Origin of the sequence: Burkholderia sp. 22313, from assembly GCF_052045245.1 — a bacterium.
Classification (GTDB): domain Bacteria; phylum Pseudomonadota; class Gammaproteobacteria; order Burkholderiales; family Burkholderiaceae; genus Burkholderia.
Map to the genome: position 1 here is coordinate 1 of NZ_JBQEON010000014.1, position 24,938 is coordinate 24,938.

General features: G+C 60.6%; 26 protein-coding genes and 1 tRNA gene. 6 read left to right on the top strand and 21 right to left on the bottom strand.

Annotation, left to right across the window (positions count from 1 at the left end; all coding sequences use genetic code 11):
* From sucD to recA, 5 genes are all read right to left on the bottom strand, one after another.
* Positions 1 to 857, bottom strand: an 857-nt coding sequence (gene sucD / locus ACTJKF_RS13590) for a succinate--CoA ligase subunit alpha (protein ID WP_440624048.1), incomplete at its 3' end; no start/stop codon positions are given.
* 64 nt (positions 858 to 921) lie between these two features.
* On the bottom strand, positions 922 to 2,088 hold the full coding sequence (gene sucC, locus ACTJKF_RS13595; RefSeq protein WP_006477915.1) for an ADP-forming succinate--CoA ligase subunit beta: 1,167 nt from the start codon (positions 2,086 to 2,088) through the stop codon (positions 922 to 924).
* Between the two features lie 68 nt (positions 2,089 to 2,156).
* Positions 2,157 to 2,765 (bottom strand): DUF2889 domain-containing protein, encoded by a 609-nt coding sequence (locus ACTJKF_RS13600; protein WP_027785327.1) that lies wholly within the window; start codon positions 2,763 to 2,765, stop codon positions 2,157 to 2,159.
* Positions 2,766 to 2,911: 146 nt separating this feature from the next.
* The gene (recX, locus tag ACTJKF_RS13605) at positions 2,912 to 3,781 is read right to left on the bottom strand and encodes a recombination regulator RecX (RefSeq protein WP_440624049.1); all 870 of its coding nucleotides are present in this window, start codon (positions 3,779 to 3,781) and stop codon (positions 2,912 to 2,914) included.
* A complete protein-coding gene (recA, locus tag ACTJKF_RS13610) occupies positions 3,781 to 4,851 on the bottom strand; it encodes a recombinase RecA (protein ID WP_440624050.1) in 1,071 nt (356 codons plus the stop codon). Before recA ends, recX begins: the two co-directional genes overlap by 1 nt.
* A gap of 190 nt (positions 4,852 to 5,041) precedes the next feature.
* Between recA and ACTJKF_RS13615 the strand changes: the two genes are divergently transcribed.
* The 4 genes from ACTJKF_RS13615 to ACTJKF_RS13630 all read left to right on the top strand — a co-directional run bounded on the left by ACTJKF_RS13615 (position 5,042) and on the right by ACTJKF_RS13630 (position 9,429).
* Complete coding sequence (locus ACTJKF_RS13615; RefSeq protein ID WP_440624051.1) at positions 5,042 to 5,767, top strand: response regulator; 726 nt, start codon at positions 5,042 to 5,044, stop codon at positions 5,765 to 5,767.
* Between the two features lie 17 nt (positions 5,768 to 5,784).
* Entirely contained in the window at positions 5,785 to 7,338 is a 1,554-nt protein-coding gene (locus ACTJKF_RS13620; RefSeq protein ID WP_440624052.1) for a sensor histidine kinase, read from the top strand.
* 231 nt (positions 7,339 to 7,569) lie between these two features.
* Entirely contained in the window at positions 7,570 to 9,228 is a 1,659-nt protein-coding gene (locus ACTJKF_RS13625; RefSeq protein ID WP_440624053.1) for an MFS transporter, read from the top strand.
* A 124-nt stretch (positions 9,229 to 9,352) separates the two neighbouring features.
* Positions 9,353 to 9,429, top strand: a tRNA-Met gene (locus ACTJKF_RS13630).
* 162 nt (positions 9,430 to 9,591) lie between these two features.
* Here ACTJKF_RS13630 and ACTJKF_RS13635 read toward each other — a convergent pair.
* The 13 genes from ACTJKF_RS13635 to ACTJKF_RS13695 all read right to left on the bottom strand — a co-directional run bounded on the left by ACTJKF_RS13635 (position 9,592) and on the right by ACTJKF_RS13695 (position 19,346).
* Positions 9,592 to 10,074, bottom strand: coding sequence for a hypothetical protein (locus tag ACTJKF_RS13635; protein ID WP_440624054.1), 483 nt, complete (start codon positions 10,072 to 10,074; stop codon positions 9,592 to 9,594).
* Positions 10,071 to 11,072 carry an endonuclease/exonuclease/phosphatase family protein gene (locus ACTJKF_RS13640; protein WP_440624055.1) on the bottom strand — a complete coding sequence of 334 codons (1,002 nt, stop codon included), beginning with the start codon at positions 11,070 to 11,072 and terminating at the stop codon, positions 10,071 to 10,073. The genes ACTJKF_RS13635 and ACTJKF_RS13640 overlap by 4 nt, the downstream gene beginning before the upstream one ends.
* 30 nt (positions 11,073 to 11,102) lie before the next feature.
* Positions 11,103 to 12,083: a tyrosine-type recombinase/integrase gene (locus tag ACTJKF_RS13645; RefSeq protein WP_440624056.1), complete on the bottom strand. Its 981-nt coding sequence runs from the start codon at positions 12,081 to 12,083 to the stop codon at positions 11,103 to 11,105.
* A gap of 100 nt (positions 12,084 to 12,183) precedes the next feature.
* Entirely contained in the window at positions 12,184 to 12,402 is a 219-nt protein-coding gene (locus ACTJKF_RS13650) for a DUF4224 domain-containing protein (protein WP_175784074.1), read from the bottom strand.
* Positions 12,402 to 13,181, bottom strand: a complete 780-nt coding sequence (locus tag ACTJKF_RS13655) for a rolling circle replication-associated protein (protein ID WP_440624058.1) — start codon at positions 13,179 to 13,181, stop codon at positions 12,402 to 12,404. The genes ACTJKF_RS13650 and ACTJKF_RS13655 overlap by 1 nt, the downstream gene beginning before the upstream one ends.
* A gap of 746 nt (positions 13,182 to 13,927) precedes the next feature.
* The gene (locus ACTJKF_RS13660) at positions 13,928 to 15,379 is read right to left on the bottom strand and encodes a type II secretion system protein GspD (RefSeq protein WP_440624059.1); all 1,452 of its coding nucleotides are present in this window, start codon (positions 15,377 to 15,379) and stop codon (positions 13,928 to 13,930) included.
* The gene (locus ACTJKF_RS13665) at positions 15,376 to 16,305 is read right to left on the bottom strand and encodes a zonular occludens toxin domain-containing protein (protein ID WP_059906605.1); all 930 of its coding nucleotides are present in this window, start codon (positions 16,303 to 16,305) and stop codon (positions 15,376 to 15,378) included. Before ACTJKF_RS13665 ends, ACTJKF_RS13660 begins: the two co-directional genes overlap by 4 nt.
* Positions 16,302 to 16,583, bottom strand: coding sequence for a DUF2523 family protein (locus ACTJKF_RS13670; RefSeq protein WP_440624060.1), 282 nt, complete (start codon positions 16,581 to 16,583; stop codon positions 16,302 to 16,304). The genes ACTJKF_RS13665 and ACTJKF_RS13670 overlap by 4 nt, the downstream gene beginning before the upstream one ends.
* A complete protein-coding gene (locus tag ACTJKF_RS13675) occupies positions 16,580 to 18,169 on the bottom strand; it encodes a virulence factor TspB C-terminal domain-related protein (protein WP_440624061.1) in 1,590 nt (529 codons plus the stop codon). Before ACTJKF_RS13675 ends, ACTJKF_RS13670 begins: the two co-directional genes overlap by 4 nt.
* Before the next feature lie 113 nt (positions 18,170 to 18,282).
* Positions 18,283 to 18,543, bottom strand: a complete 261-nt coding sequence (locus tag ACTJKF_RS13680; protein ID WP_155632884.1) for a hypothetical protein — start codon at positions 18,541 to 18,543, stop codon at positions 18,283 to 18,285.
* A 67-nt stretch (positions 18,544 to 18,610) separates the two neighbouring features.
* Positions 18,611 to 18,820: a major capsid protein gene (locus ACTJKF_RS13685; protein ID WP_059906602.1), complete on the bottom strand. Its 210-nt coding sequence runs from the start codon at positions 18,818 to 18,820 to the stop codon at positions 18,611 to 18,613.
* Between the two features lie 37 nt (positions 18,821 to 18,857).
* On the bottom strand, positions 18,858 to 19,037 hold the full coding sequence (locus tag ACTJKF_RS13690; protein ID WP_059906601.1) for a hypothetical protein: 180 nt from the start codon (positions 19,035 to 19,037) through the stop codon (positions 18,858 to 18,860).
* Between the two features lie 3 nt (positions 19,038 to 19,040).
* Complete coding sequence (locus tag ACTJKF_RS13695; RefSeq protein WP_081059662.1) at positions 19,041 to 19,346, bottom strand: cellulose synthase; 306 nt, start codon at positions 19,344 to 19,346, stop codon at positions 19,041 to 19,043.
* 354 nt (positions 19,347 to 19,700) lie between these two features.
* Here ACTJKF_RS13695 and ACTJKF_RS13700 point away from each other — a divergent pair, with 354 nt between their 5' ends.
* Together ACTJKF_RS13700 and ACTJKF_RS13705 are read left to right on the top strand one after the other, a co-directional pair.
* Positions 19,701 to 19,964 carry a hypothetical protein gene (locus ACTJKF_RS13700; protein WP_440624062.1) on the top strand — a complete coding sequence of 88 codons (264 nt, stop codon included), beginning with the start codon at positions 19,701 to 19,703 and terminating at the stop codon, positions 19,962 to 19,964.
* A gap of 341 nt (positions 19,965 to 20,305) precedes the next feature.
* Complete coding sequence (locus tag ACTJKF_RS13705) at positions 20,306 to 21,874, top strand: DUF6538 domain-containing protein (protein WP_440624063.1); 1,569 nt, start codon at positions 20,306 to 20,308, stop codon at positions 21,872 to 21,874.
* 46 nt (positions 21,875 to 21,920) lie between these two features.
* Here ACTJKF_RS13705 and ACTJKF_RS13710 read toward each other — a convergent pair whose 3' ends face one another.
* The 3 genes from ACTJKF_RS13710 to ACTJKF_RS13720 form a co-directional block, all read right to left on the bottom strand.
* Positions 21,921 to 22,676, bottom strand: a complete 756-nt coding sequence (locus tag ACTJKF_RS13710; protein ID WP_440624064.1) for a DUF6710 family protein — start codon at positions 22,674 to 22,676, stop codon at positions 21,921 to 21,923.
* Positions 22,677 to 22,824: 148 nt separating this feature from the next.
* Positions 22,825 to 23,556, bottom strand: coding sequence for a hypothetical protein (locus ACTJKF_RS13715; RefSeq protein WP_440624065.1), 732 nt, complete (start codon positions 23,554 to 23,556; stop codon positions 22,825 to 22,827).
* Between the two features lie 231 nt (positions 23,557 to 23,787).
* Positions 23,788 to 24,582 carry a HesA/MoeB/ThiF family protein gene (locus tag ACTJKF_RS13720; protein ID WP_440624066.1) on the bottom strand — a complete coding sequence of 265 codons (795 nt, stop codon included), beginning with the start codon at positions 24,580 to 24,582 and terminating at the stop codon, positions 23,788 to 23,790.
* Positions 24,583 to 24,938 lie beyond the last annotated feature (356 nt).

Genomic DNA, 24,938 nt, shown 5'->3' on the forward strand with positions numbered 1-24,938 from the left:
CCCATTTCCGACGGGTTGCGCGTGACGGTGATGCCGCACGCTTCCATGATTTCCAGCTTCGCTTCGGCCGTATCCGCACCGCCCGAGATCAGCGCGCCGGCGTGGCCCATGCGCTTGCCCGGAGGCGCCGTGACGCCCGCGATGAAGCCGACGACCGGCTTCTTCATGTTGTCCTTGATCCACTCTGCCGCGTTGGCTTCGTCCGGACCACCGATTTCGCCGATCATCACGACCGCATCCGTATCCGGATCGTCGTTGAACATCTTCATCACGTCGATGTGCTTCAGACCGTTGATCGGGTCGCCGCCGATACCGACTGCCGACGACTGGCCGAGGCCGAGTGCCGTCAGCTGAGCAACCGCTTCATACGTCAGCGTGCCCGAACGCGACACGACGCCGATGCGGCCCTTGCGGTGGATGTGACCCGGCATGATGCCGATCTTCAGTTCGTCCGGCGTGATCGTGCCCGGGCAGTTCGGCCCGAGCAGCAGCGTCTTGCGGCCTTCGCGACGCATGCGGTCCTTCACTTCGATCATGTCGCGCACGGGGATGCCTTCCGTGATGCAGATCGCGAGATCGAGGTCGGCTTCGACCGCTTCCCAGATCGCAGCGGCAGCGCCTGCCGGCGGAACGTAGATGACCGACACGGTCGCGCCGGTTTCCGCCTTCGCTTCCTTGACGCTCGCGTAGATCGGAATGCCTTCGAAATCTTCGCCGGCCTTCTTCGGGTTCACGCCCGCGACGAATGCTTCGCGGCCGTTTGCGTATTCACGGCAGGCGCGCGTATGGAACTGACCGGTTTTGCCGGTAATGCCCTGCGTGATGACCTTCGTGTCCTTGTTGATCAGAATCGACATGTATTTTGACCTCTGTTCGATTGGCGTCGCGTGCAAGCCGCGCCGCCATGCGTATTCGATAGCGTTACTTGCCTGCGGCAGCCGCGACGACCTTCTGCGCAGCTTCTTCCATGCTGTCGGCCGAGATGATCGGCAGGCCCGAATCGGCCAGCATCTTCTTGCCGAGGTCCTCGTTCGTGCCCTTCATGCGCACGACGAGCGGCACGTTCAGGTTCACGGCCTTCGAACCGGCGATCACGCCTTCCGCGATCACGTCGCAGCGCATGATGCCGCCGAAGATGTTCACGAGGATCGCCTTCAGATCCGGGTTCTTCAGCATCAGCTTGAACGCTTCCGTGACCTTCTCGGTCGTCGCACCACCGCCGACGTCCAGGAAGTTCGCCGGTTCGCCGCCGAACAGCTTGATGGTGTCCATCGTCGCCATTGCCAGGCCTGCGCCGTTCACGAGACAGCCGATGTTGCCGTCGAGCGAGATGTACGCGAGGTCGAACTTCGACGCTTCGATTTCAGCCGGATCTTCTTCGTCCAGGTCGCGGTACGCGACGATTTCCGGGTGGCGGAACAGCGCGTTCGAGTCGAAGTTGAACTTCGCGTCGAGCGCGGTGACCTTGCCGTCGCCGGAAACGTTCAGCGGGTTGATTTCAGCCAGCGATGCGTCGGTTTCCCAGAATGCCTTGTACAGGCCTTGCAGGATCGCGCGCGCTTGCGGAATCGAAGCAGCCGGCACGCCGATCTTCGCGGCGAGATCGTCGGCTTGCGCATCGAGCAGGCCCGTCGACGGCTCGACGATGACCTTGTGGATCAGTTCCGGGTGCTTTTCGGCGACTTCTTCGATGTCCATGCCGCCTTCGCTCGAACCCATCAGCACGATCTTCTGCGAGATGCGATCGACGACGAGGCTGACATACAGTTCCTGCTTGATGTCGGCGCCTTCTTCGATCATCAGGCGGTTGACCTTCTGGCCTTCCGGACCGGTCTGGTGCGTGACGAGCTGCATGCCGAGGATCTGGTTCGCGTATTCGCGCACCTGCTCGATCGACTTCGCCACCTTCACGCCGCCGCCCTTGCCACGGCCACCCGCGTGAATCTGAGCCTTCACGACCCAAACCGGGCCGCCGAGCTCTTCCGCCACCTTGACGGCCTCGTCAACCGAGAACGCCGGCTTGCCGCGCGGTACCGCGACGCCGAATTTCCGCAGGATTTCCTTACCCTGGTACTCGTGAATCTTCATGCGTGATTCCCTTCAGTCTGAGAGTTGGATGAAATGTCGCTTAAGACGCTTCTTCGAATGATTTCCGTTCATTCCTTCGTGCTGCCTTCACCGGGCAAATCCGGCCGGATCGGGCCATACCACCGCGGGTAGTACTGCCGCACGACCTCGCCGTCGAACCGCAGCGCCCGGCAGCGGCCGAGCTGGAACGGCGGTTCGGCGTGCACGCCGTCATGGTCCGGCCCTTCGCCGCCCTCCTCGCGCACGTTCCACACGTCACCGGCGAACGCCTGGATCGCTGCCGTCGGCAGCACGGCGCACAGTTCGGTGAGATGGGAGCAGCCTGCGACGCCGGCGAGCAGCCGGTTCGCGTTGCGGCGGAAATTGCGGAAGAGATTGAGCCCGATAAGGGCCCGATAGGCAGGAGGGGCGGATTGACAGTGACCGGGATAAGGAACCCATTCCGAAGACGCTTCAGCGTCGACGACATTGAGGTCTCGATCGATAGTCACGCGCAGCCAGAGTTCGTGGATCGGCAGGCCCTGGGGCCGGATGCCCGACGCAAGCGCGACATCGCGCGGCTTGTGGTCGGTCAGGCAGGCTTCGATGTCCCACAAGCCGTCGCCGCGCTCGTAGGCTTCCGCTCGGATTGCGCGTCGATGTCGCAACTGACGGGGCACGGGCTCGGATAGCGGCATGCTGGAGGTTGAGGCCGAAGAGGAAAACCCGTGGATTTTAGCATATTGGGTATTTGAGGCAGCCCGCTGCAACGACGGGTATTCCCGCCTGTCCGGAAACGGTTGCATTGCAGCAAAATCGCGCGCAGCGCACGCGCCCGAACCGGTCAGTCGTCGATCGGAAAATCGTCGCCCACCTTCAGCAACTTCACGATGATCGAGCTCGAGAAGCCGCGCGCAGCAAGGAAGCGCGCCTGCTTCGCGCGCTCGGCGGGCGTTTGCGGCAGTGCACCGAATTTCTTGCGCCAGACAGCCTGCGCGCGTGTCAACTCGGTCTCGCGCAATTGTGCATTCACCTCTTCGACAAGACTGTCGCCAACCGCGTGGCGCTTCAGTTCGCTGACGATGCGCGCGACGCCGACGCGTGACGCGCGGCGATGCACGAGACTCTCGGCAAAGCGCGCATCGGACAGCCAGCCGTCCTTTTCCAGCGCATCGAGCACCGGTTCGACGGATTCGTCCTCGCCGACGTACGGTGCGAGCTTGCGTGCGAGTTCGGCGCGGCTGTACTCGCGCCGGGACAGGTAGCCGAGCGCGCGGCCCTTCAGCGAACGTGGCGGTTTCGATGATTTGCGCTCGGGGGCGCCAGGCGTGTCGCCAGAAGCAGCACCGGCGGAACCGCCGGACGCACGGCGCGTGCGCCGCGGATGCTGGCTGCTGCGCGTATAGACATCTTCCTTGATCGACGCCGCGGCATCGGCCGCGCGTGCGCCCGGGAAGCAGACACCGGACACGCGACGGCGCGACCGGTCGTGCGCATCGAACGATTCGTCGTCATCGAACGGATCGTCCGGCGCGGTAATCTCAAACGAAACGAGGGCATCGTCGGATGCCCTCGTCGCGGTGCGATGCGCGGACTGACTGCCCGCGCCCCGCCGGTTGGCACCCGAGGATTCGGCTCGCCCGCCGGAGCGACCCGCCGTATCGGGCGTGTCGCTCGGCTCCGGTTCGCCAGCCTGACCTCGGCGCCCGACCATCACTCTTCTTCGTCCATCGCCTCGGCTTCGTCGACTGCGCCATCGGGCATCGCGGCGACGCCGAGCGATTCGCGGATGCGGTTCTCGATCTCGCGGGCGATTTCCGGATTCTCGCGCAGGAATTCACGCGCGTTGTCCTTGCCCTGGCCGATCTTCTCGCCGTTGTAGCTGTACCAGGCGCCGGCCTTGTCGACGATCTTCGCCTGCACGCCGAGATCGATGATCTCGCCCTGACGCGAAATGCCTTCGCCGTACAGGATGTCGAAGATCGCTTCGCGAAACGGCGGCGACACCTTGTTCTTGACGACCTTCACGCGGGTCTCGTTACCGATCACCTCGTCGTTCTTCTTGATCGAGCCGATCCGGCGGATATCGAGACGCACCGACGCATAGAATTTCAGCGCGTTGCCGCCCGTCGTGGTTTCCGGGTTGCCGAACATCACGCCGATCTTCATCCGGATCTGGTTGATGAAGATCACGAGGCAGTTCGTGCGCTTGATCGTACCCGTCAGCTTGCGCAGCGCCTGCGACATCAGGCGAGCCTGCAGGCCCGGCAGCGAATCGCCCATCTCGCCTTCGATTTCGGCCTTCGGCACGAGCGCCGCGACCGAGTCGATGACGATCATGTCGATCGAGCCCGAGCGCACCAGCGCATCGGTGATTTCGAGCGCCTGCTCGCCGGTGTCCGGCTGCGAGATCAGCAGTTCCGGCACGTTCACGCCGAGCTTCGACGCGTATTGGACGTCGAGCGCGTGCTCGGCGTCGATGAAGGCTGCCGTGCCGCCGAGCTTCTGCAGTTCGGCGATGACCTGCAGCGTGAGCGTGGTTTTACCCGACGATTCCGGACCGTAGATCTCGACCACCCGGCCGCGCGGCAGGCCGCCGACGCCGAGCGCGATATCGAGACCCAGCGAGCCCGTGGAGACGACCTGGATGTCTTCGGTCACTTCGCCGTCGCCCATCCGCATGATCGACCCTTTGCCGAACTGCTTCTCGATCTGCGCGAGTGCGGCCGCCAGCGCCTTGCTCTTCTCGGCGGTCATCCCGGAGCCCTTCTTGCTATCTTCCATGAATCGTCCTTTGCTATGATGAGCAGCGTCTGTCAGAGGCGCGCCCGCTTTCAAGCGCTGCCCACGAATGCAGACACTGTATAAAAAAACAGTGTTTTATGCAAGCCCGCAATGCAGGCTGCGTTGTACACGGATAACTTCGGAGACAGCCGCGCCGGCGCGAACGCCCCGCCGGCCACCGGTCAGCAACATGCGAATTCTCATCGCCGAAGACGACAGCATACTCGCGGACGGCCTCACCCGGTCACTCCGCCAATCGGGCTATGCGGTCGACCACGTGAAGAGCGGCGTCGAGGCCGATACCGCGCTGTCGATGCAGGCTTTCGACCTGCTGATCCTCGATCTCGGGCTGCCCAAGATGTCCGGGCTCGACGTGCTGAAGCGCCTGCGCGCGCGCAATTCCAATCTCCCCGTGCTGATCCTGACCGCCGCCGACAGCGTCGACGAGCGCGTGAAGGGGCTCGACCTCGGCGCGGACGACTACATGGCCAAGCCGTTCGCGCTCAACGAACTCGAGGCACGCGTGCGCGCGCTGACCCGGCGCGGCGCGGGCGGCGGCCCGACCGTCGTGCGCCACGGCTCGCTCGCATTCGACCAGGTCGGCCGCATCGCGTATGCGAACGAGCGCGTGCTCGACCTGTCCGCGCGCGAGCTCGGGCTGCTCGAAGTGCTGCTGCAGCGCATCGGCCGGCTCGTGTCGAAGGAGCAGCTCGTCGATCACCTGTGCGAATGGGGCGAGGAAGTCAGCAACAACGCGATCGAAGTGTACGTGCACCGGCTGCGCAAGAAGATCGAGCCGAGCGGCGTGCGGATTTCCACCGTGCGCGGCCTCGGCTACTGCCTCGAGAAAGTCGCGCCCGCGCCGGCCGAGACGGCCGCGCCCCAGCCCGCGGCGGCCGGCACGCCGCTGCGCTGAAGCCGGCCGTCGCCGCGATGGCCACGCCGGCCCATTCCCGCCATCCGACCGGCGAGCAACCGTCCGCCGCCGACGCCGCGCGCGATGCGCGCTACGAGAACCCGTTCGCGCCGCCCGACGAAACCGACACGCCCGAAGCCGCGCGCCCGCGCTCGCTGTTCGGCGAAATCCTCGACTGGATGCTCGCGCCGCTCCTGCTGCTGTGGCCGATGAGCATCGCCGTCACCTATCTCGTCGCGAAGACGATCGCGAACGGGCCGTTCGACCGCGCGCTCGAGACCAACGCGTACGTGCTCGCGCGCCAGATCCATCCGGTCAACGGCGTCGCCGAGCTGACGCTGCCGCAGCAGGCCCGCGACTTCCTGCGCGCGGACAACATCGACAGCGTTTACTTCCAGGTGCTCGGCACCCGCGGCGAGCTGGTCGCGGGCGAGGCCGACATGCCGCTGCCGCGCGACGAAGACCGCCCGCCGCCGGGCGTCGTCGTGTTTCGCGACGACCTGCTGCGCGGCAACGACGTGCGCGTCGCGTATACCACTGTCGCGCTGCCGGAGTCGAGCAGCACGCAGCCCGTGCTCGTGCAGGTCGGCGAGACGCTCGACAAGCGCAACGCGCTCGCGAACGACATCATCAAGGGCGTGATCCTGCCGCAATTCGTGATCCTGCCGCTCGCGATCCTGCTCGTCTGGTTCGGGCTGTCGCGCGGGCTCGCGCCGCTCAACGCGCTGCAGGCGCACATCCGCGCGCGGCGGCCCGACGACCTGTCGCCCGTCGAGGCGCAGCGCGCGCCACCGGAGATCGAGCCGCTCGTCACGTCGTTCAACGACCTGCTCGCGCGCCTCGAACAGAACATGGCGCTGCAAAAGCGCTTCATCGCCGACGCCGCGCACCAGATGAAAACGCCGCTCGCGGGGTTGCGCACGCAGGCCGAATTCGCGTTGCGCCACCCCGTGCCGCCCGACGTGCAGCGCTCGCTCGAGCAGATCGCGACGAGCTCCGAGCAGGCGGCGCGGCTCGTCACGCAACTGCTCGCGCTCGCCCGCGCCGAGAACCGCGCGAGCGGGCTGACGTTCGAGCCGGTCGAGATCGGCTCGCTGGCGCGCCGCGCGGTGCGCGACTGGGTGCAGGCCGCGCTCGCGAAACGGATGGATCTCGGCTACGAAGGCCCGGAGGACGACGCACCGCTCGACGTCGACGGCAATCCCGTAATGCTGCGCGAGATGCTCGGCAACCTGGTCGACAACGCGATCCGCTACACGCCCGAAGGCGGCCGCATCACCGTGCGCGTGCGCGCCGAGCCCGCGGCGCAGCGCGTGCATCTCGAAGTCGAGGACACCGGCCCCGGCATCCCGGCCGGCGAACGCGACCGCGTGGTCGAGCGCTTCTACCGGATCCTCGGCCGCGAAGGCGACGGCAGCGGCCTCGGGCTCGCGATCGTGCGCGAGATCGCCACGCAGCACGGCGGCACGCTGACGCTCGACGATCATGTCTATCAGCACGCGCCGCGTCTCGCCGGCACGCTCGTGCGCATCAGCCTGCCGCTGTCGGACGCCGCCCCGGATCCTGCCTGACGCGCGCCGCGGCGCTGGCGCCTGGCGCGCCGCAATCGCATCGAAAGCCGCGTTTTATCGCCCGTTCGTGACACGATCGGCGCGCGAAGCGACCGATTCTTCGCGGGTTAACGCGCAGTCGTTTTGTCCGCGCGAGTCAGTGCGCCGTAAGTTTCCGTGCCAATAATCGTCGACAGGCCCGCCCACCCAAAGGCGGCCGCATATCTATATCAAGGGACTTGGAGACGATTCATGGCAACCTTAGGTGGGCAAATTTCGCACTCGCCGATGACGGGCGAAGAGAAGAAGGTGATCTTCGCGTCGTCGCTCGGCACGGTGTTCGAGTGGTACGACTTTTACCTGGCCGGGTCACTCGCGGCCTACATCAGCAAGAGCTTCTTCTCCGGCGTCAATCCGACCGCCGCCTTCATCTTCACGCTGCTCGGTTTCGCAGCCGGGTTCGCCGTGCGGCCGTTCGGCGCGATCGTGTTCGGCCGGCTCGGTGACCTCGTCGGCCGCAAGCACACGTTCCTCGTGACGATCGTGATCATGGGCATCTCGACCTTCGTGGTCGGCTTCCTGCCCGGCTACGCGTCGATCGGCATCGCCGCGCCCGTGATCTTCATCGCGATGCGGCTGCTGCAGGGCCTCGCGCTCGGCGGCGAGTACGGCGGCGCGGCGACCTACGTCGCCGAGCATGCGCCGGCGAACCGTCGCGGCTTCTACACCGCGTGGATCCAGACGACCGCGACGCTCGGCCTGTTCCTGTCGCTGCTCGTGATCCTCGGCGTGCGCACCTTCATCGGCGAGGAGGCGTTCGGCAGCTGGGGCTGGCGCGTGCCGTTCGTCGCGTCGATCCTGCTGCTCGCGGTGTCGGTGTGGATCCGGATGCAGCTGAACGAATCGCCGGTGTTCCTGCGCATCAAGGCGGAAGGCAAGACGTCGAAGGCGCCGCTGACCGAAGCGTTCGGCCAGTGGAAGAACCTGAAGATCGTGATCCTCGCGCTCGTCGGCCTGACCGCCGGCCAGGCCGTCGTGTGGTACACGGGCCAGTTCTATGCGCTGTTCTTCCTCACGCAGACGCTGAAGGTCGACGGTGCCAGCGCGAACATCCTGATCGCGATCGCGCTCCTGATCGGCACGCCGTTCTTCCTGTTCTTCGGTTCGCTGTCGGACCGGATCGGCCGCAAGCCGATCATCCTCGCCGGCTGCCTGATCGCGGCGCTCACCTACTTCCCGCTGTTCAAGGCGCTCACGCACTACGCGAACCCGCAGCTCGAACTCGCGACGCAGAAGGCCCCGATCTCGGTCGTCGCCGATCCGGCCACCTGCTCGTTCCAGTTCAACCCGGTGGGCACGTCGAAGTTCACGAGTTCGTGCGACATCGTGAAGAGCGCGCTGGCGAAGGCCGGCCTGAACTACGAGAACGTCGCGGCGCCGGCCGGCTCGACCGCCGAGATCAAGGTGGGCGACACGGCGATCCCGGCCTATGACGGCAAGGCGGCCGACGCGAAGGCGCAGGGCGCGGCGTTCGACAAGACGCTCGCGTCGACGCTGAAGGCGGCCGGCTACCCGGCGAAGGCCGACCCGGCGCAGCTCAACTGGCCGATGACGATCGTCATTCTGACGATCCTCGTGATCTACGTGACGATGGTCTACGGTCCGATCGCCGCGATGCTGGTCGAGATGTTCCCGACGCGGATCCGCTATACGTCGATGTCGCTGCCGTATCACATCGGCAACGGCTGGTTCGGCGGCTTCCTGCCGGCGACCGCGTTCGCGATCGTCGCGGCGAGGGGCGACATCTATTCGGGGCTCTGGTATCCGATCGTGATCGCGCTGGGCACCTTCGTGATCGGCCTGCTGTTCGTCAAGGAGACGAAGGACTCCGATATCTACGCGCAGGATTGAGGTCGCGGTGGCGGGCGGCATCCCCCCGCTACCCTGGCCGGAACGGGCCGCCGGCACCTTTTTTCAGGGAAGATGAAAAAAGGTGTTGACAGGCCGGCGGCATATCTACATAATTCAAGTCTTCGGCGAATTAGCTCAGTCGGTTAGAGCGACGGAATCATAATCCGCAGGTCCGGGGTTCGAATCCCTGATTCGCCACCAAATGCGAGAGCCCGGTAGATCTTTGATCTACCGGGCTTTTTCAGTTTGGGCCCTACACAAGCTAAACCTCTTTCTTTGCTCCGCAAACAAGGAAGTGCTCCGCAATTTCCGAGCCTTCCCCAACCGCAGGGACAGAGGTGCGCCTTCGAGCACCCCTGCCAATTAACCGGCGTCCGCCCCTTCATGCTCCGGCTTAAGCGGTCGACCGAGCAGACCATGCAGTCTCTCGCCACCCCAAGAGCTCGCCAACAATTCACCGATCGCCTCCGACAACGACTCACGGTCGTGGCAACGCACGTCTCGACTGTTATAGCTCAGGACACACGGATACCCCTCATGGGGCCGCTCCCACTTCGCCAACTTCACCCACTCCGCGTCGACAGCTTTCGGATTACGCGCAGCAACCCACGGCTCCGTTTCCTTCGGCTCCCCAACTCGAATAGCTGACGCAGTCAGAAACATGTCGGCGAGAGTACGCTGACGCGGCTTTTCGAATAGCCGGCGATCCAGCTCAATACGCCCCTCCGAAACCGTCAACAATTCACTCTTCGCGGCTTCAAATACCGCATCCACCTCCGCCCGAGCCCGCGCGGCATTCTCCGCAGCCTCTTGGCCGCGCTTGAAAGCATCGGCAAAATCGGTCATACCTTACTCCTAAGTTCGACTGTACCCAGTACAGGAAGATGATCGAATATCTCGCGACGATTGAGCACTTTAGCCCTAAGGTCGGCCAACGCCAAAACCCCACTGCTCGCCTCATCCAAGACCATAGAGCGATCTTGCAAAAAGTCAGACGAAAATATCATTTGGTCATACGTAAACCACCGTGACACGTTCCCATCTGGATAAAAGTGAGTGCCACAAATACCGAGCTTCTCAGCCTCGTCTTGCAGATGATGCGACTCGCCGATCCATTTCCAGAAAGGGTTGTACAAGAGCCCCTTCTTCCGTGCCAGCGATCTATCCCTTGTGGCAATCAGATGATTCGCCAGAGACGGAGAAAACGGATCGTCGTTATAGTCGCCCATCAAAACAACAAACGACCGCGCCTCGTCCTGCATTCGCTGCACTAACCACTTCAAACCCGATCCGAGCTCAACCCGCTCTGGCGACGTTTCCGCGAGAGTAAGACGACTAGGCCAATGAGACACGATCACCTTGAATACATCTTCCGTCAGCGTCGACGTAAACTCAGCAACCTCCCCGATTTTCAACGACCGCCCGGCATACTTGTCAACCGCCGAGCGCACGTGTCCCAAAGCCACCTTGCTCCGGTCGTAGATTACGGCCGTGTCAAACTTCAGCCGACCGCTGTGATTGGTCGCATCGTGATAACCAATATGCGGATCATCCAAACCCGCAACTATGGCAGCCAGATCTTCGACGCATACTTCACCAAGTCCCATCACAGCGAATTTCGTTTGATGACGTATTTCGCGCACCTGGGAAATAACAAAATCAAGATCGGCTTTACTAGATCTCTTTCGGGTTACTGGCGGCGAAAGGCTTGTATTCCACCAAACAAAAACCAGTGACCCTACCGTCGTCCAAACCCCGCTCTTTAATCTATCTGTAATTAGCGTCGACACAGTAAGTTGTTTGCCAAAGACGATCGACCATTGTAGCAACAGCGTGACTCCCAACGAATCACGCTACCCCGCCCTCTCATATCCTTATTTGGTCGGATCGACCTTATCCCCCTTCCGCTCTCGGACGTAGTGCTCTGTCATCGCGATCGACTTGTGCCCCAGCTGACGCTGCGCCGCCCGAATGTCACCAGCCGACTCCGTCTTGTCAGTTCCCGCCTTTGCCCGAAGATCGCGGAACTGAAACGCATCCTTTGGCACACCAGCCAACTCGCGGGCACGGTCGAAACGGAAACGAAGCGCGTCAGCCATCAAGCGACCACCTGTTTCGTTCACAACGAGCGCCGTGCTGACAACCTTATACCCTTTCTTGCGAGCACGGATACGCTCCAACACATCCGCCAGCTGCCCCGTCACCGAGATCCGCAGCCGCTTACCGCGCTTACCCTGCTCGACCCAAAGTTCACCATCTTTGATATCGCGTTCGTCAAACTTGAGCGTATCAGCCGGCCGCTGCCCGGTCAGATACGCAAGGTCCATCGCGTCGCGTAACGGTTGATCCGCAACTTCCCAGACTTTCTGAAATACGTCGTCCTCGACGTACACGTTCCGACCAGTCTCCTTGTTACGACGAACCCCGGTGCTAGGATTCGTCGCATCGGTCAAACCGTGCTCGCGAGCGAAGTTGAAGATGTGTGAAAACAGCGCGATCTCACGGTTCGCGCGGACGTGCCCTGCCTTCTCAGGCACTGGCTTCTTCCGCTCGACATACCATGCCTTCGCTTGCTCCATACGCCAGGACAGATACTGCCGAATATGAACCGGTCGAACATCGCTCAACAAGGCCGGAGGTTCATCGAAGAACTTGAAGAGATTTTCCAGCTCGACCAGATTGTCGCGTTGCGTTCGCCGTGACTTCAGCGGCAACACATCACGCATGTATCGTTCGGCTGCATACCGGAACGTCACCAGATCCGTATGACGCGACCGGCTTTCGAGCTCCAGCTCTGACCACTTGCGTACGGCCTCAACAAAGTCCGAACCAAGCGGGATCTCTTTCCGTGGCACGCCACCCGTGTCGTAATAGTAATAAACGACACCGCTCCTCTGCGTCCTAGCCCTCATGCGAGGCGGAAGGTTCAAATTCTTCGTTCTTCGTCGGCCCATTTCATCCAACAATCACACGCGGCTCCCAACCGCGTCGCACAGTACGAGGGGCGCTTTCGCGCTTACCCTCGATCGTCGACCGAGCCACAATCGGCCGACCAGCAGCGTTCACATAAAACGCTATCCCCATGCGACGAAGCGCATCGATCTGCTTCGACTTCAACTTACGCCCCGTCAAAACCGCCAACTCTTCTACTGAGAGAAACGTTTCGACGGTCATCACGCCTCCCTAGTCGAAAGCCAAAAGCACCCTAGCTCTTGGTTCCAATAGGTCTGACATCGATCAAGCGGCGCACCTACACGCATCGCAGCCTCAAACGCAATACGCAACGCGTCGGCCGGACTATCCGACAACACGTGATCGATTGGCATGACTTCAGGCACGGCCACGCCGCGACTTGTCCAATAGCGCTTTTCGTTCAGCGTGTGTTCCGCAAAATCCTTCGTGATGTACTTCGCGAGGTACGACGCCAGCTTGTGCCTTAGCCCCTTCTCACGAAACGGGTTGCGCACATGGATATTGCCGTTCCCCGCGCCGACGATGCTTTGCCAAATTGAACGCAACACCCGATAGTTCTGACGCCCCTTCACCGCAATATGCAGATGCCACGCGCCACGTCCTTGACGCTCAGCTACCGCCACATACTGAAAATCGGACAGCTTCGACACCCGGCGACGAAATGCATCGAAATCCCGCTTCAAGCGGGCCTTGTCTTCCATGTTCTCGCGATACGTCAGCGTGGTCATGCGGTCAGCACCGATCGCCTTACAACGAAGCCGCACTTGCTGTTTGGCACGCTTCGCCGCATCCATAAGATTGGCTTCGCTGTTATCCGACTCGCCGCGCTTCGCCTTTGGTCTAGCATTCAGCGACAACGCGCCCATGTATCGATCGAACCGCGTCGCAGTCACCTCCACCTGACCATCACCAAAGTTTCGACCACGAACCACCCACTCCCGGCGAAAGGCCGAGAAATCCCCTATACTCTCGTCGTGCATTGCAACTAGCCCTTGTAATGCTGTTGTACGAGCCCTGAACCGTTGCCGCGGTCAGGGCTTTTTCTTTGCTTGCCTACAGAACAATCGATTCAAACAGCTCCCGCTCAAGGCACCCGGCCAACGCACTATCGGCCCATTCCAGTACGGCCTCCATCGACTCGAAACGGCGAACACAACCGTCGCCGAAATTCACCCGGTCAACTCGACACCAAGAAGGCGCGCGAGACCGTTCCCTCTCGAGCTTTGCCAAAACCAGCGTCCCCGCGATTACGTACAAACCACCCTTTCGCCTCACCACCGTCACTGGTGCCCGGCCACCAGGAGCTGCAACAAGCAATTTGGGCAAAACTGCCACAAGGTTCACACCCTCTCCGAAATCGACCGTCCCGAAGCGATGCCATCTCGCGTTCGCTGCACATTCATTCATATCAGTACTCCTTCCGTCATATCGCACAACATTGATGCCCTCATACGTTAAGTGTCCCTGATACAAGTTTAGGGACCGCGCTGCGCGCGGCCCGCCTTGCGCGCTCTGCTGCGCCTGGCAAGCCGCCCGCAGCGCTTACCCCCACCTCCCATTGCCACCACGCCACGCTTACAACCGCAGCCCTGTTTGCCAATGGGTTGCGCCGTCCTTTGGCCGACACAACCCATTGCCAGAGCGTGCAACGGTGTAGCTGCCGTCAAGGCCAAGCCCTACGGGTCGCTACGCGAGCCTTGACCGCAGCGCGACCTCTATCGCTTCGTTACAGATCCGACACCTTGCTAACCTGCAACACCAGCAACACTTCCGTGCGCCCCTTCGATGCCGAATGTCCATCCAAGAACTTCGGCAACCAACCCGGACTGTTGGTCGATCTTGTATCTACGTCTTGCACGAGACCACCCAGCACAACCACCTCGCCATCCTTCAAATTGACCGTCGTCGCCATCTGCCGCGTGTTCTTAGTCGGCGAGTTGTTCACGCCGGTACTTGTCGCAACGAAGCTCGACATTTCCTCGTTCAACTTGACCTGAATCGAATCCGCCATCACGGTCGGCTGCACATCAAAAATCAGCCCGGCATCCTGATACTGGACCGACTGCACGGGTGTTCCACTGGCCCCCTGATAGCTGATGCTCCCAAGCGTCGGCACCTGAGATCCAACATTCAGCCGAACACTCTGACCCGACACGACCCGCACGTGTGGATCGCTCACCTGCCGAAACCTCGTATCCGCATTCAAAGCTGAAATCGCCACGCTCAAGAACCCGGCATCGAACCTGATCCGCGTTGGATCACTATCGGTCGAACCGTTAGCCGCACTCAACGTGCCGTTCAACAACTTCGCTGCGATACTGAACGCGGTGTTGTGCTGATCCGTATTGCTTACCTCGTAGACCCACCCGCGCACCACGACTTCACCGGCTGGGTAATCGAGCTGCGGCAATAGTCGCTTAAGGTCCGCAATATCACGAGGCGCGCCGAGAAACACCAACTCATCCGCAGCAGCCACCGACAAAGCCTGACCAGCAGCAGTCCCGGCGAAATGAGTATCGGCGGGAGTGCGCTGAACAACTCCCGCGCCAACCGGTCCGACGGCCGCACCATCACCATCCGGCATGCGCTGAAGAACTCCCGATCGCTGCCCAGGAGCGCGCTGATCAACTCCCGCCGGCTGCTGGGCGATGCGCTGAACAACTCCCGCCTCCTGCACCAGCCGATTACCGAACAGCGGTCGAACAAGGTTCGACAGATACTCTGCACTGCGAAACCGCGGCCGATATACCAACATTGCTCGCGCCACCTCCCCGACAACTGCGTCCACCTTCTTGCCGACGAAATCGACACCATCACGATTCACGACCTCAAACCCGAGCGAATCCAGGAACGTCTTGACGAACGAATGAAGGTTCCCCTTCGTGCTGTCGAACTGGAACGACACGAGCCGCTGATCCTGCAAAACGTCAGATGAGATCACGTGCGGGACCTTTAGCGCGTCGCCATACACAAGATCAACCACCTGCCCGACGTTCACGAACCGCAAATCAAACGCGCCATTTTTCTGACGCGGCAATGGTAAAAGAGGCGCTGTTTGCATCCCCGACACAACAGGGAGCACGGATGGCAACGGCGGCAAATCGCCTGCACTTGTCGCCCCTGCCTGTACTGTCCACGCAACCAACGCGACCGAGACAATGCGCGCAATCTTGTTCACTGCTTTCCCCCGACCGTATCCACCGCCGCGCCGCTCAGCGCACCCGACCACATCGCCACGCGTTTCCCATCCACAACACCCTGCGTCTGTTCGGAATCGCCCCGGAAACCTGCAGCATCCTCAATTCGAAGCCGCCCTTCTCGACTCGACAGCACGACGAAAGCACGACCATCGACCGCATAACGCCCCGACACACGCCACGCATCAGATGCCGCACCTTTGGCAACGGCGACCGAATCCGCCGCCTGCGGCAATGAAGAATCACCACTCGATGCCGCCGAGGCTTTCGCACCCACCGATCCGAAACCACTCGTAACGCCACCAAATCCCCTGTACGCCAAAACGCCAAACGCCAACAGTCCGATCGGAATGATGAACAGCGCTTTGGGAATCACTGCCTTCGGTTTCGTGTGAAGCTCCGCACTCGTGTACAGCTCGAACACCTTCTTCGGATATCCCCACACGGTCTTAACCGCATCACGCAAACCGCTATTCGGATTGTGCGAGTGATCCCATTCGTACAGCATCGCGCGCCGACCACCGAACAGCCGCCGCACATGTACATGGCGCCCCACCAAATCACGGATCGTCTTGTTCATGCGATTCGGATGCTGCGTGATAACGAGAATGTCGACACCGAAATGCCGGTGTACATGCAACTTCTCGATATCCTCTGACGCCTTCACCGACGCTGAAACCGGAGGCCAAATGCGCTGCACCTCATCGATCACAATCACGTCATTTGGTTTGCAGTGCTTGTACCACTCGCGAACCATGTCGTCGTCCCACATCTCGTGGTCGATCGCAAGGTTCTTAATGCCGTTAACAACAATGCGCCGCCCGGCTTTGATCTCCTTCAGCAGAGACCACACTGACCACAGCGTCTTGCCACTCCCCGGCACCCCTGTAACCAACGTAATACTCATTTGAGAAAGAACCTCTTAACGACACCGGACACCCCAGCCATCGCGACGCGACTCGCAAACGCACCAGCGATGTACGACATGCCCGTGAAAACACCGCCCAACGCCAGCACGTTCCCAAGATCAGCTGGCAACCCACCAACCGCGCTCGTCAACCATCCAAGGGCCGTACCTACAGCAGCGTTAAGCCCCGTCACCGTGAGCACTCCAACGCCCAGCGTCACAAGAACTCGAAGCGCCAAGGGCCCTATCAAACTCAGCAACCAAGCAGCCCACGTCATGATTTGATCCCCATGACGACGATGAACCCCGCACCAAGCGCACACAAAGCGAGAACCAGCGGGCGAAGAGACGACGCCAGCGAGCACACCGGTTCATATGAAAATTCGAGCGCGTGATCGAACACAACAAACGACACTGGCTGCGGGCACTGACCAGCCGGGCCGCCCACTGAAAATGGCTTCAACGATGCGTCGAACGACGAGCTGAACAGCGAATCGTTGTCTCCGCTCGCGTCTCCTAACCCGTGGCAAGCTGCAACATCGCCAGTGACGTTGTCACACATGCTGACGTTTACATTGTTTGTAACGTTGACCGTCACACCACTGGCCCCCGTTGTCACGGTCGTTCCACCTGACCCGGTGCCAGTTCCCGAACCAGTGCCGGGTGAGGAAATTTGTGGCTGCGGCAAATTGAATCCACCGGTTCCGGGATTGCCCCCTGATGAAGCGGCGTCCGATGAACCACCGGGAGCCGTGAAATCTGCCCAGTCAGGCACCCATGACGGATTCTGCGAGTTCCAGTTATCCACGTCGCTCGACGTGACTGGATTGGCCGGATTCCATGGCACACCGTCGTAGCCAGATTGCTGCGATGCCTGTTTCCACAATGCATTCAATAAAGCAGCAGTGGCCTCTGACGACACTGGAGCAGCGTCCGAACTATGGCTTTGTGCTACCGCATCGGCCAACAACATCGTTCCATTCGAAACCGAAGACGATGCGCACGTGCCGTCAATTGCGAAGGTCGAGCAATCGTTCCCCGACCATACCGACTGAGAAATCGCAATCAATCCGGTTGCAAACGTATAGGTCGGATTCGGCCTGCCATCACTGTAACTATTGGTCTCGTAAAACGTAGCCGTCGTGGCAGAACCTGAGTCCATCGATGCAGACATGCTGCATCCCGAGATCGAACCTATCGGGTAGGGCGAACACGAATAAGGTTGGACAACCAGACCCAATTCGGCAATCGATCCTATGGTTATTCGGTGGTTTGCGAGAGAACCATAGGAAACCTGATATGAGTTCTCTGAAGGAAACGGGCTCGTCTGATACACGGGTTGCCCCTTCTTGATCCCGCCCCAAGAGAGCGCACCGACACCAGGACATGAACCGGCGCAATTCGCACTCGATACAGAGCTATTTGAGCCGCCGGAAACGGTCAATGACCCATCGCTGTTGAACAACCACTTCCATGCCGCACCTACCGCCATTTGCAACGCCGTGCCGACGACTGCCGACACTGCCGCTCCGGCCAATATGCTCACCCAAGCAGGGGCAGTCGCTCCCACCACGATAGCCGTAGCAGTTCCCGCTACGGCCGTCACTACATTACTCACGCCAGTCACTGTTGCATTCGCAACCGCGGAACTGGGTTCGAAGCCCATCGAAATCAGCTTCTTTTCTAATACGCCGGCCTGCTGCGCCTGCGCCCGCTCAACAGCAGAACCAACGCCCTTCACATAAGAGCCCGTAATGTTGCCGTTAGTGTCGAAGAGCAGCACCGTGCGACCGCCACCGGCATATGCGTCAGGCTGCATCATCGACACGAAGCACAACAGAAACATCACGACGAACCGCAGCATCGCCGCCCCCATAGATTTAGCCGCTAAATTCACAAAAACAAAATCAGCCCGACCGACCACATCGCCAGAATCCCCGCGGCCACGCACTCGTAATAGAAGGTCATCACGCCCCCTTACTCGCCGGAAGAATTAAGGTGATTGCGAATCACCCGAAAGCCATACGCGACCGCCATCAACGCAAGGACCGCCCCGCCGATCTGCAGCCCAACCACTTCCCCGCCCAACACCGGCTGATCGTCACTCAGCGTCGAGACCTGCAGATACAGTGTGTTGCCACCCGAATCCGTACCGCAGCTCAATTGCTGCCCATTCACCTGGGCGTAGGTAACTCCGCTCACTCCGCCCGGCCCACACACAATCGATGTCACCGCCATGGCCCCTCCGATCACAAAAAAGGCGTCCGGTTTACCCAGACGCCTTCACTGACTGTCCGGGCCGCGATTAGCGACCCAAGAAGCCCTTCACCACTTTGTAGCCCCACGCGACCACGACCACCGCCAGCACCGCGCCACCGATCGACACGATCGACGGAACGACATTGTTGATGGATGAAACGACCGGAGTAACGTCGACACCCGACGCTTGCGCAAACGCGCCCGACGATACAGCGGCACCAACAGCGACAACTGCCAGCTTTTTCAGATTCTTCATGTTGCTTTCCTCTTAGGTCTACCTCACGGCCCGTTAATTAGGATTCTTCCGAATGGGCCACTTTCGAACGAATCGACTTCTTAGGCGGATCACGGCGCGACACGATGCGCGTGACGTAGTCCACGGCCTTGCAAATCAGGTACACCGCCAACAGCACGTTCAACAACATCAGTTGCGCTGACACCGGATCGACCGCGTACGACGACAGGCTATCCATCGCTTATGCCGCCTTAGGCTGCGGTTTCGCGGGACCGAATGCCGTCAACGAGACAATCTGCGGCACCAAGCGGCCTTGATCTTGTCCGTAGCCCATACCGAATGAGAACTCAGCCAAGTAATCGCCGGGTTGAATATCCTTGAATTCGCGAGGCAAATTGATAGTGCCTACAACGACTTGCTCGCCACCCGCCTCCGAGTTTTGAGTAAGGACGCAATGGGCTGTCCGAATCTCGAACGGCAAGCCCGTTTTCTTAGAAGTTCCGGAATTCGATGCAATTGCCAAAATCGTAAGTTTTTGCTTTGCCATATTCGCTCACCGACTGATAGTTAATTGATTCTTGGTCTCTGCGCATTGCGCAAAACGGAAGTTACAAGACACTCCGCAAACCATCAATCAGACAATTTTCGCCATCAGACCCGAGAGCTAGACGAAATGAATTACAAATTCAAATAATTTGATAGACGAATCGATTTACAGACCCGGATAGACAAATCGAATTACAACGACGCCAACCCATTGAAATTACGAGATTTTTCCACACACACCAAGAGCACCTACACGCACCCAAACATAACATCAACATTTATTTTTTAGATGTGTTGCATGCCCGCAACCGTGGTACTCTAATCCACGAGTAAACCGCCCCGCATTGAGCCCACCATGCACCGCAACCTGCCCGAATTGCTCGTCGAGCGGAACGATCTAGACCAAATTCCATGGAGTGATTTGGAAAATGCTATCGCGCACGATGATGGGTCAGTTGCCCAGTCCCACCTCGATGCCGGCCGCCCCGTCTACATCCACGACTCGTCGACGCCACAAGGTTTCGTGACAAAAATATGGCCGAATGGAAGGCGGGAACACGTCAGATTCGATGCGCGAGGCGAAATCTCAATCCTCGATGCGGGTGAAAACGAAGACTGAAATTGCACCGCAACTGCGCGCCACGGCGCGAAAAATACGGTACAAATGGCACCTGCAAACAAGAAATTTGAGGAGCAGGAAATATCAATTTCGCTTTGTTTTAATTGATTTTTGCGGTGGAATCATAATCCGCAGGTCCGGGGTTCGAATCCCTGATTCGCCACCAGCTTCAAGAAAAAGCCGCTGTTCCGCAAGGTTCAGCGGCTTTTTTGTTCTGGAACGCCGGTCATGCGCTCGAACAGGCGCATTACGCATCTAAAGCAACCAAACGTTTTAGATACGAGCAATTTTCCGGGAGCGGGTGCTACACGCCACTGTTACCTCAACGTGGAGAGCACCCCGTGAAACATCCCTACCTGACCACCCGCGCCGATTCGGCCCATTACTACTTCCGCCGCAAGGTGCCGCTCGAGCTGCGCGCGCAGCTCCGGAAAACCGAGATTTGGGTGAGCCTGGAAACGCCGTGCCGGACCGAGGCCATCACCCGCCTGCCGATGGCCGCCCTCGAGTATGAGCGTCTCGTCGCTCCGGCGCGGGCGGCGGCCGCCATGGCCGCAGAGCACTGGCTGCCGCATGGCCTGCGGCCCGCAGGCGAGGACGAACCGCGTCCGTACCATCCGACCACCTGCCCCGCCGGCTGGACCCCGCTGGCCGACGTCCACATGCCGCGGCTCCTCGAACGGTATCACGCCCATGCCCTCGCGAGCGAACGGGAGTACCGCATCGCCCTGCACAAGCTCGACGTTCCAGGCGCCGAAGGCGAGCCCGACGAAGAAGCCCGGGACGCCGCCCGCCAGCGTCTGGCGGACGAGGGCTATACCCCCGCGACTCACATCGCCCTGCTCCAACAGGAAGTGGAGCAGCTAACACGAGCGCGCGCCGGCGAGGACTACACCGACCTGCGCGAGCAACTCGAGGAACTGCTAACGTTCGAACGCGTCTGGCTACCCGCAGCGTCGGACAGTTACCAGCGGCTGCTGGTGGACTTCGCCACTGCACGCCTCGACGCGCTCGCCGAAGAACTGCGCCGGTACGAGGGCAAAGGCCAGCCCGACCCGGCACTAGTCCCGCTGGTCGACGAGAACGACACTTGGTCCGCCGCCGTGCAGGGCTGGGTCGCCGAAGCGGCCCCGCAACCCAAGACCGCCGACGAGGTCAGGACGCAGGTCGCCCGGTTCGAGCGGCTGGTCGGCTGCCTTCAGCTGTCAGCCGTCACCGGTACACATGTCGAGCAGTTCAAGGCGGCGTGCCTCGAACAGGAAAAGGTGAGCAAGAGCCGCGTGAATACCATCGTGTCGCTGCTCTCGGCCGTTATCAATGTCGCGATTAAGAAGAAGCTGACGACGCTGGTTACCAACCCTTTTGCAGGCGCGAAGTACAGCCGGAAGGCGGTGCGCAGGGACGCCGACCCCGAGGCGCAGCGCGACGCCTACACCGTCGACGAACTGAACCGGCTGTACGCGTCCCGCGTCTACGTGCATGGCCACCGTCCCGGCAAGGGCGGACGCGAGGCCGCCTACTGGGTGCCGCTACTCGGCTTGTACACCGGCGCGCGCCTCGAGGACCTGTGCCGGCTGCGCACCCGCGACGCAGTGCAGCGCGCCGGCGTGTGGTGCCTGCACCTGCACGACACGAAACGCGAGCACCGGACCGGCGAGGAGAACATCATGCGCCACGTACCCGTTCACCGGACGCTCCTTCGCCTGGGATGGCTCGACTACGTCCAGGCCCAGGATGCTGGCGGCCTGCTCTTCCCCCATCTCAAACCCAACAAGTATGGGCAGCTGAGTGCGATGTGGAGTACCTGGTTCGCCGAATACCTGGACGCAGACGTCGGCCTGCCCGACCCACGGCTCGATTTTCACAGCTTCCGTCACACCTTCAAGGTCTTTGGACAGCTCTCACGTTGACGCCGGTCGGTAGCAGGAAGCAGCCGCGGAGTCGCTGAAAGAGTGACTATCGGGCGGGTTCCGAGACGCGATTTGCCTTCCCACTGCGGTTGAGCTTCACGTTGAGTTGTCTCATTAGCCGCCCTATTTCGAAGACGGCGGCGATGCGTTCATCTTCGACCGCGGCGATAGTCTTCCGGCTCGTGGTCTCCCGATAATATCGGCCGTCGCACTCGACCAAATCGAGCAACTCCGACATGTCGCGCACTTCGCCCGGAGTGATTTCGCCGTCTCCGGCGATGATTCCAGCGGTGATGGAATGATTGCCGCCTCCAACGAAGCTGATTCCCCAAGGCAACCACAACATGACCTGATGGTTCGGGTCCTGCCTCCATTTACCCATCGATTTGCCAGGGCCGATATGGGCGAGCGCACTTGCGATGCGTTGCCTGTTCCATGGCCAAGGAAGTATCGTGTCTTTTGCCAGATTGACCCTGAACGCATCCGGCTCAAGCGTTACGCCGATTCCATAGCTCAACGGGGTTATGCGACGGTCATCGAAAAAGAAACTCGATGACACGATACTCGGAGGTGCCTGGTGCGCAGCGCTTTCAACGACGCCGACCATTGCCTCAGCCTGGTAGGGACGCAGCAACAGATTGACAAGGTCGTGCAGCGCGGCCGGATTCCGTTGAGCAATCTCGCGCGCCATGTCCATGATGTTCTCAAACTGCGGGCGTTGCTCCCTTCCGAAGAAGCGCAGGACCCGCGAAATAACGACACGCCCCATTTCGACGCTGGCCTCGTAAGCCGTACTTTTCATAGTGTACTCAGTGGTTCTGAACATATTTTTGTTTAGGCGGCCCCGCCTTTATCTCTTTGCCGTCATCTGCTTGTGCAGACACATGCGCGCCATCTCCGACCTAGTGAACGAAGGCCGGTGATTCAACTGCAGCACCCAGGCCGCCGTGTCAGTGTGATGTTGAAATGAATTCGTCCACAGACTCCAGAGACCGATTCGTGACAGGTAGCAGCTTGACCTTCCCGTTCTCCCAGACGGCGACCGTCTCTTTCGACTGTTCGATGATGAATCCGGTCGCAATAACACTGGTCCCATCCATCAGGCGGAAGCAGTGCTGGCCATGCGCATGAGCAGAACATCCTTTGACGTAGTCTGCGATGTCATCGTTCGCAAGGGCGTTTGCCGCGGCGACGCCAAGCTCTACCGGAACAATCAGGACGGTGGCGAAGGAAGCAGGAACTGCGAACATGAGATATGCCCCTCCCAAAGGAAGCACGAGCAGATAGGTCGCGAGCAGCTTGATGCGCGTACTGACGGGAGCCCGTCCGCGATGAAGTTTTCCAAGCTTGGCTGCGCCCTGTCCCAGTACTAGGGCCAGAATTCCAGCAATGAGCAATGCGCCGATGACTACGAGAACAGGCCTCGACTTGAACGTAGCTCCGAGGATGATGTCGAGGTCCTTGATGACGGCAAGGACAGCAAGCACGAGATAGTCGCTCCGGTCCTGGGGGAAAGCGCCCGGGTTGATGCCGAAGCGCTCGAGAAATGTCTGGTGGAAGGTCACTCCGACGAGATACGCAAAATACAATGTCGCTGCGCCGAGCACAGGTGCCAAGACCTTCCACCATGCAATTCGGCCGGTTTCTGGTTTCAGAGAGAGTTCCGCGTCATTTAGCTTCATGTGGTGTTTTTCAATCTACAAATCGAGTTATCGAGGAGCGGACGCCCCAAGCGTCGGCTAGTGGCTTTCCGCGTGCGCTTGCAAGCCAACTAGGCGACGGTTGGCGCGTCAGTACGGGAGAGACAGGCATGCGCTCCGCGCGGGTATGATTGCTCAAGCGCCTTGTACCTCATCCTGATGGCTTCGAATAAGGCACGCTTCAGTCGGCGCGAGACAACGACGCAATCCCCTCTAGAAGATGTCGCCCGCACCTTCGGTGCCCTCCATGTGGCGACAGAGGCCTGGCGACAGGTAGCCCAGTTTAGGGCTCGGCCCGGTCGTGCACCGGTTGCCGTCGTACTCGACATAAATCGGCGGCGGCGTCGTGTCGTTCCACGAGGTCAGAAGCGCCATAAAAATTCCGACAGCAGTCGAGGCGAGAACGCCGTTCGGCCAGACGACTTGAGGGCGTCCCCCGGCAGCGCCGTAACGCGCATTCTCTGCGGCCAGAGCAGCGTCAGTAATGAACCCCATGCACCGCATGCAGGGCTGGCCCGGCAGCGAAGCGATGACCTGACCGCTGATGAAGTAGCGCCCTTCTTCGCCGTGGACGTCCATTCCGACGTCGATGTACGGAATGCAATAGCGACGCGCGAATCGTTCGAGCTCGTCGCGGGCTCCCATTGTGTCAACACATCCGAAGATGTAGTCGACTTCTTTCAGGTCGTCGAGCGCGAGGTTCCACGGGCCATCGTGTTTGACGATTTCCGTTTCAGGGCTGACCGCCGCTACGCGCGCGCTGATGACATCGACCTTTCGCGCTTCTGCCTGCGCTTCGGCATGGGTCAGCCCGACCATGCGGTTGCGGTTGGAGTCTTCCGCAAAGTCACTGTCAACAAGGACGAGCTTACCGACGCCAATATGCGCCAATTGCTGCGACACATGCGAGCCACCACCGCACAATCCAATGACTGCTACGGTCGTGTTCTTGATTGTCGCTGCCGACGTTTCCCCGAGGAAGCTTTGACGACTGTGTCGGTTGTCCATGATGCAATTCCGCTTGCGAATGAGGTTTTTGCAGGTATACGCCGGCCCTTGCAAGTTGCGTCTGTCCCAGCCCCAGGAAGACCGCGCTCGCGGAATCGAGGCTGACGACAATCGCACCATGAGGTAGCTCAGGGCGAACATTGACAAAATCAGGGATGAAACGCTTGTTTTCGTGGACATCTACGGCGCTGAAGCCGGGCGTTCCGCGGTGGTCGTGCCGGTGCACGTGAAAGATGCTCACGGGGCTCATGTGCGCCGTTGCGCGCAAGCGACGAAAAGCGCTCGAAGAAACGCACGCCCCGACTCTCGGATTGTTCTCGTACTCACCGTCTGGAATCGCGATGTATCGCTGAGCC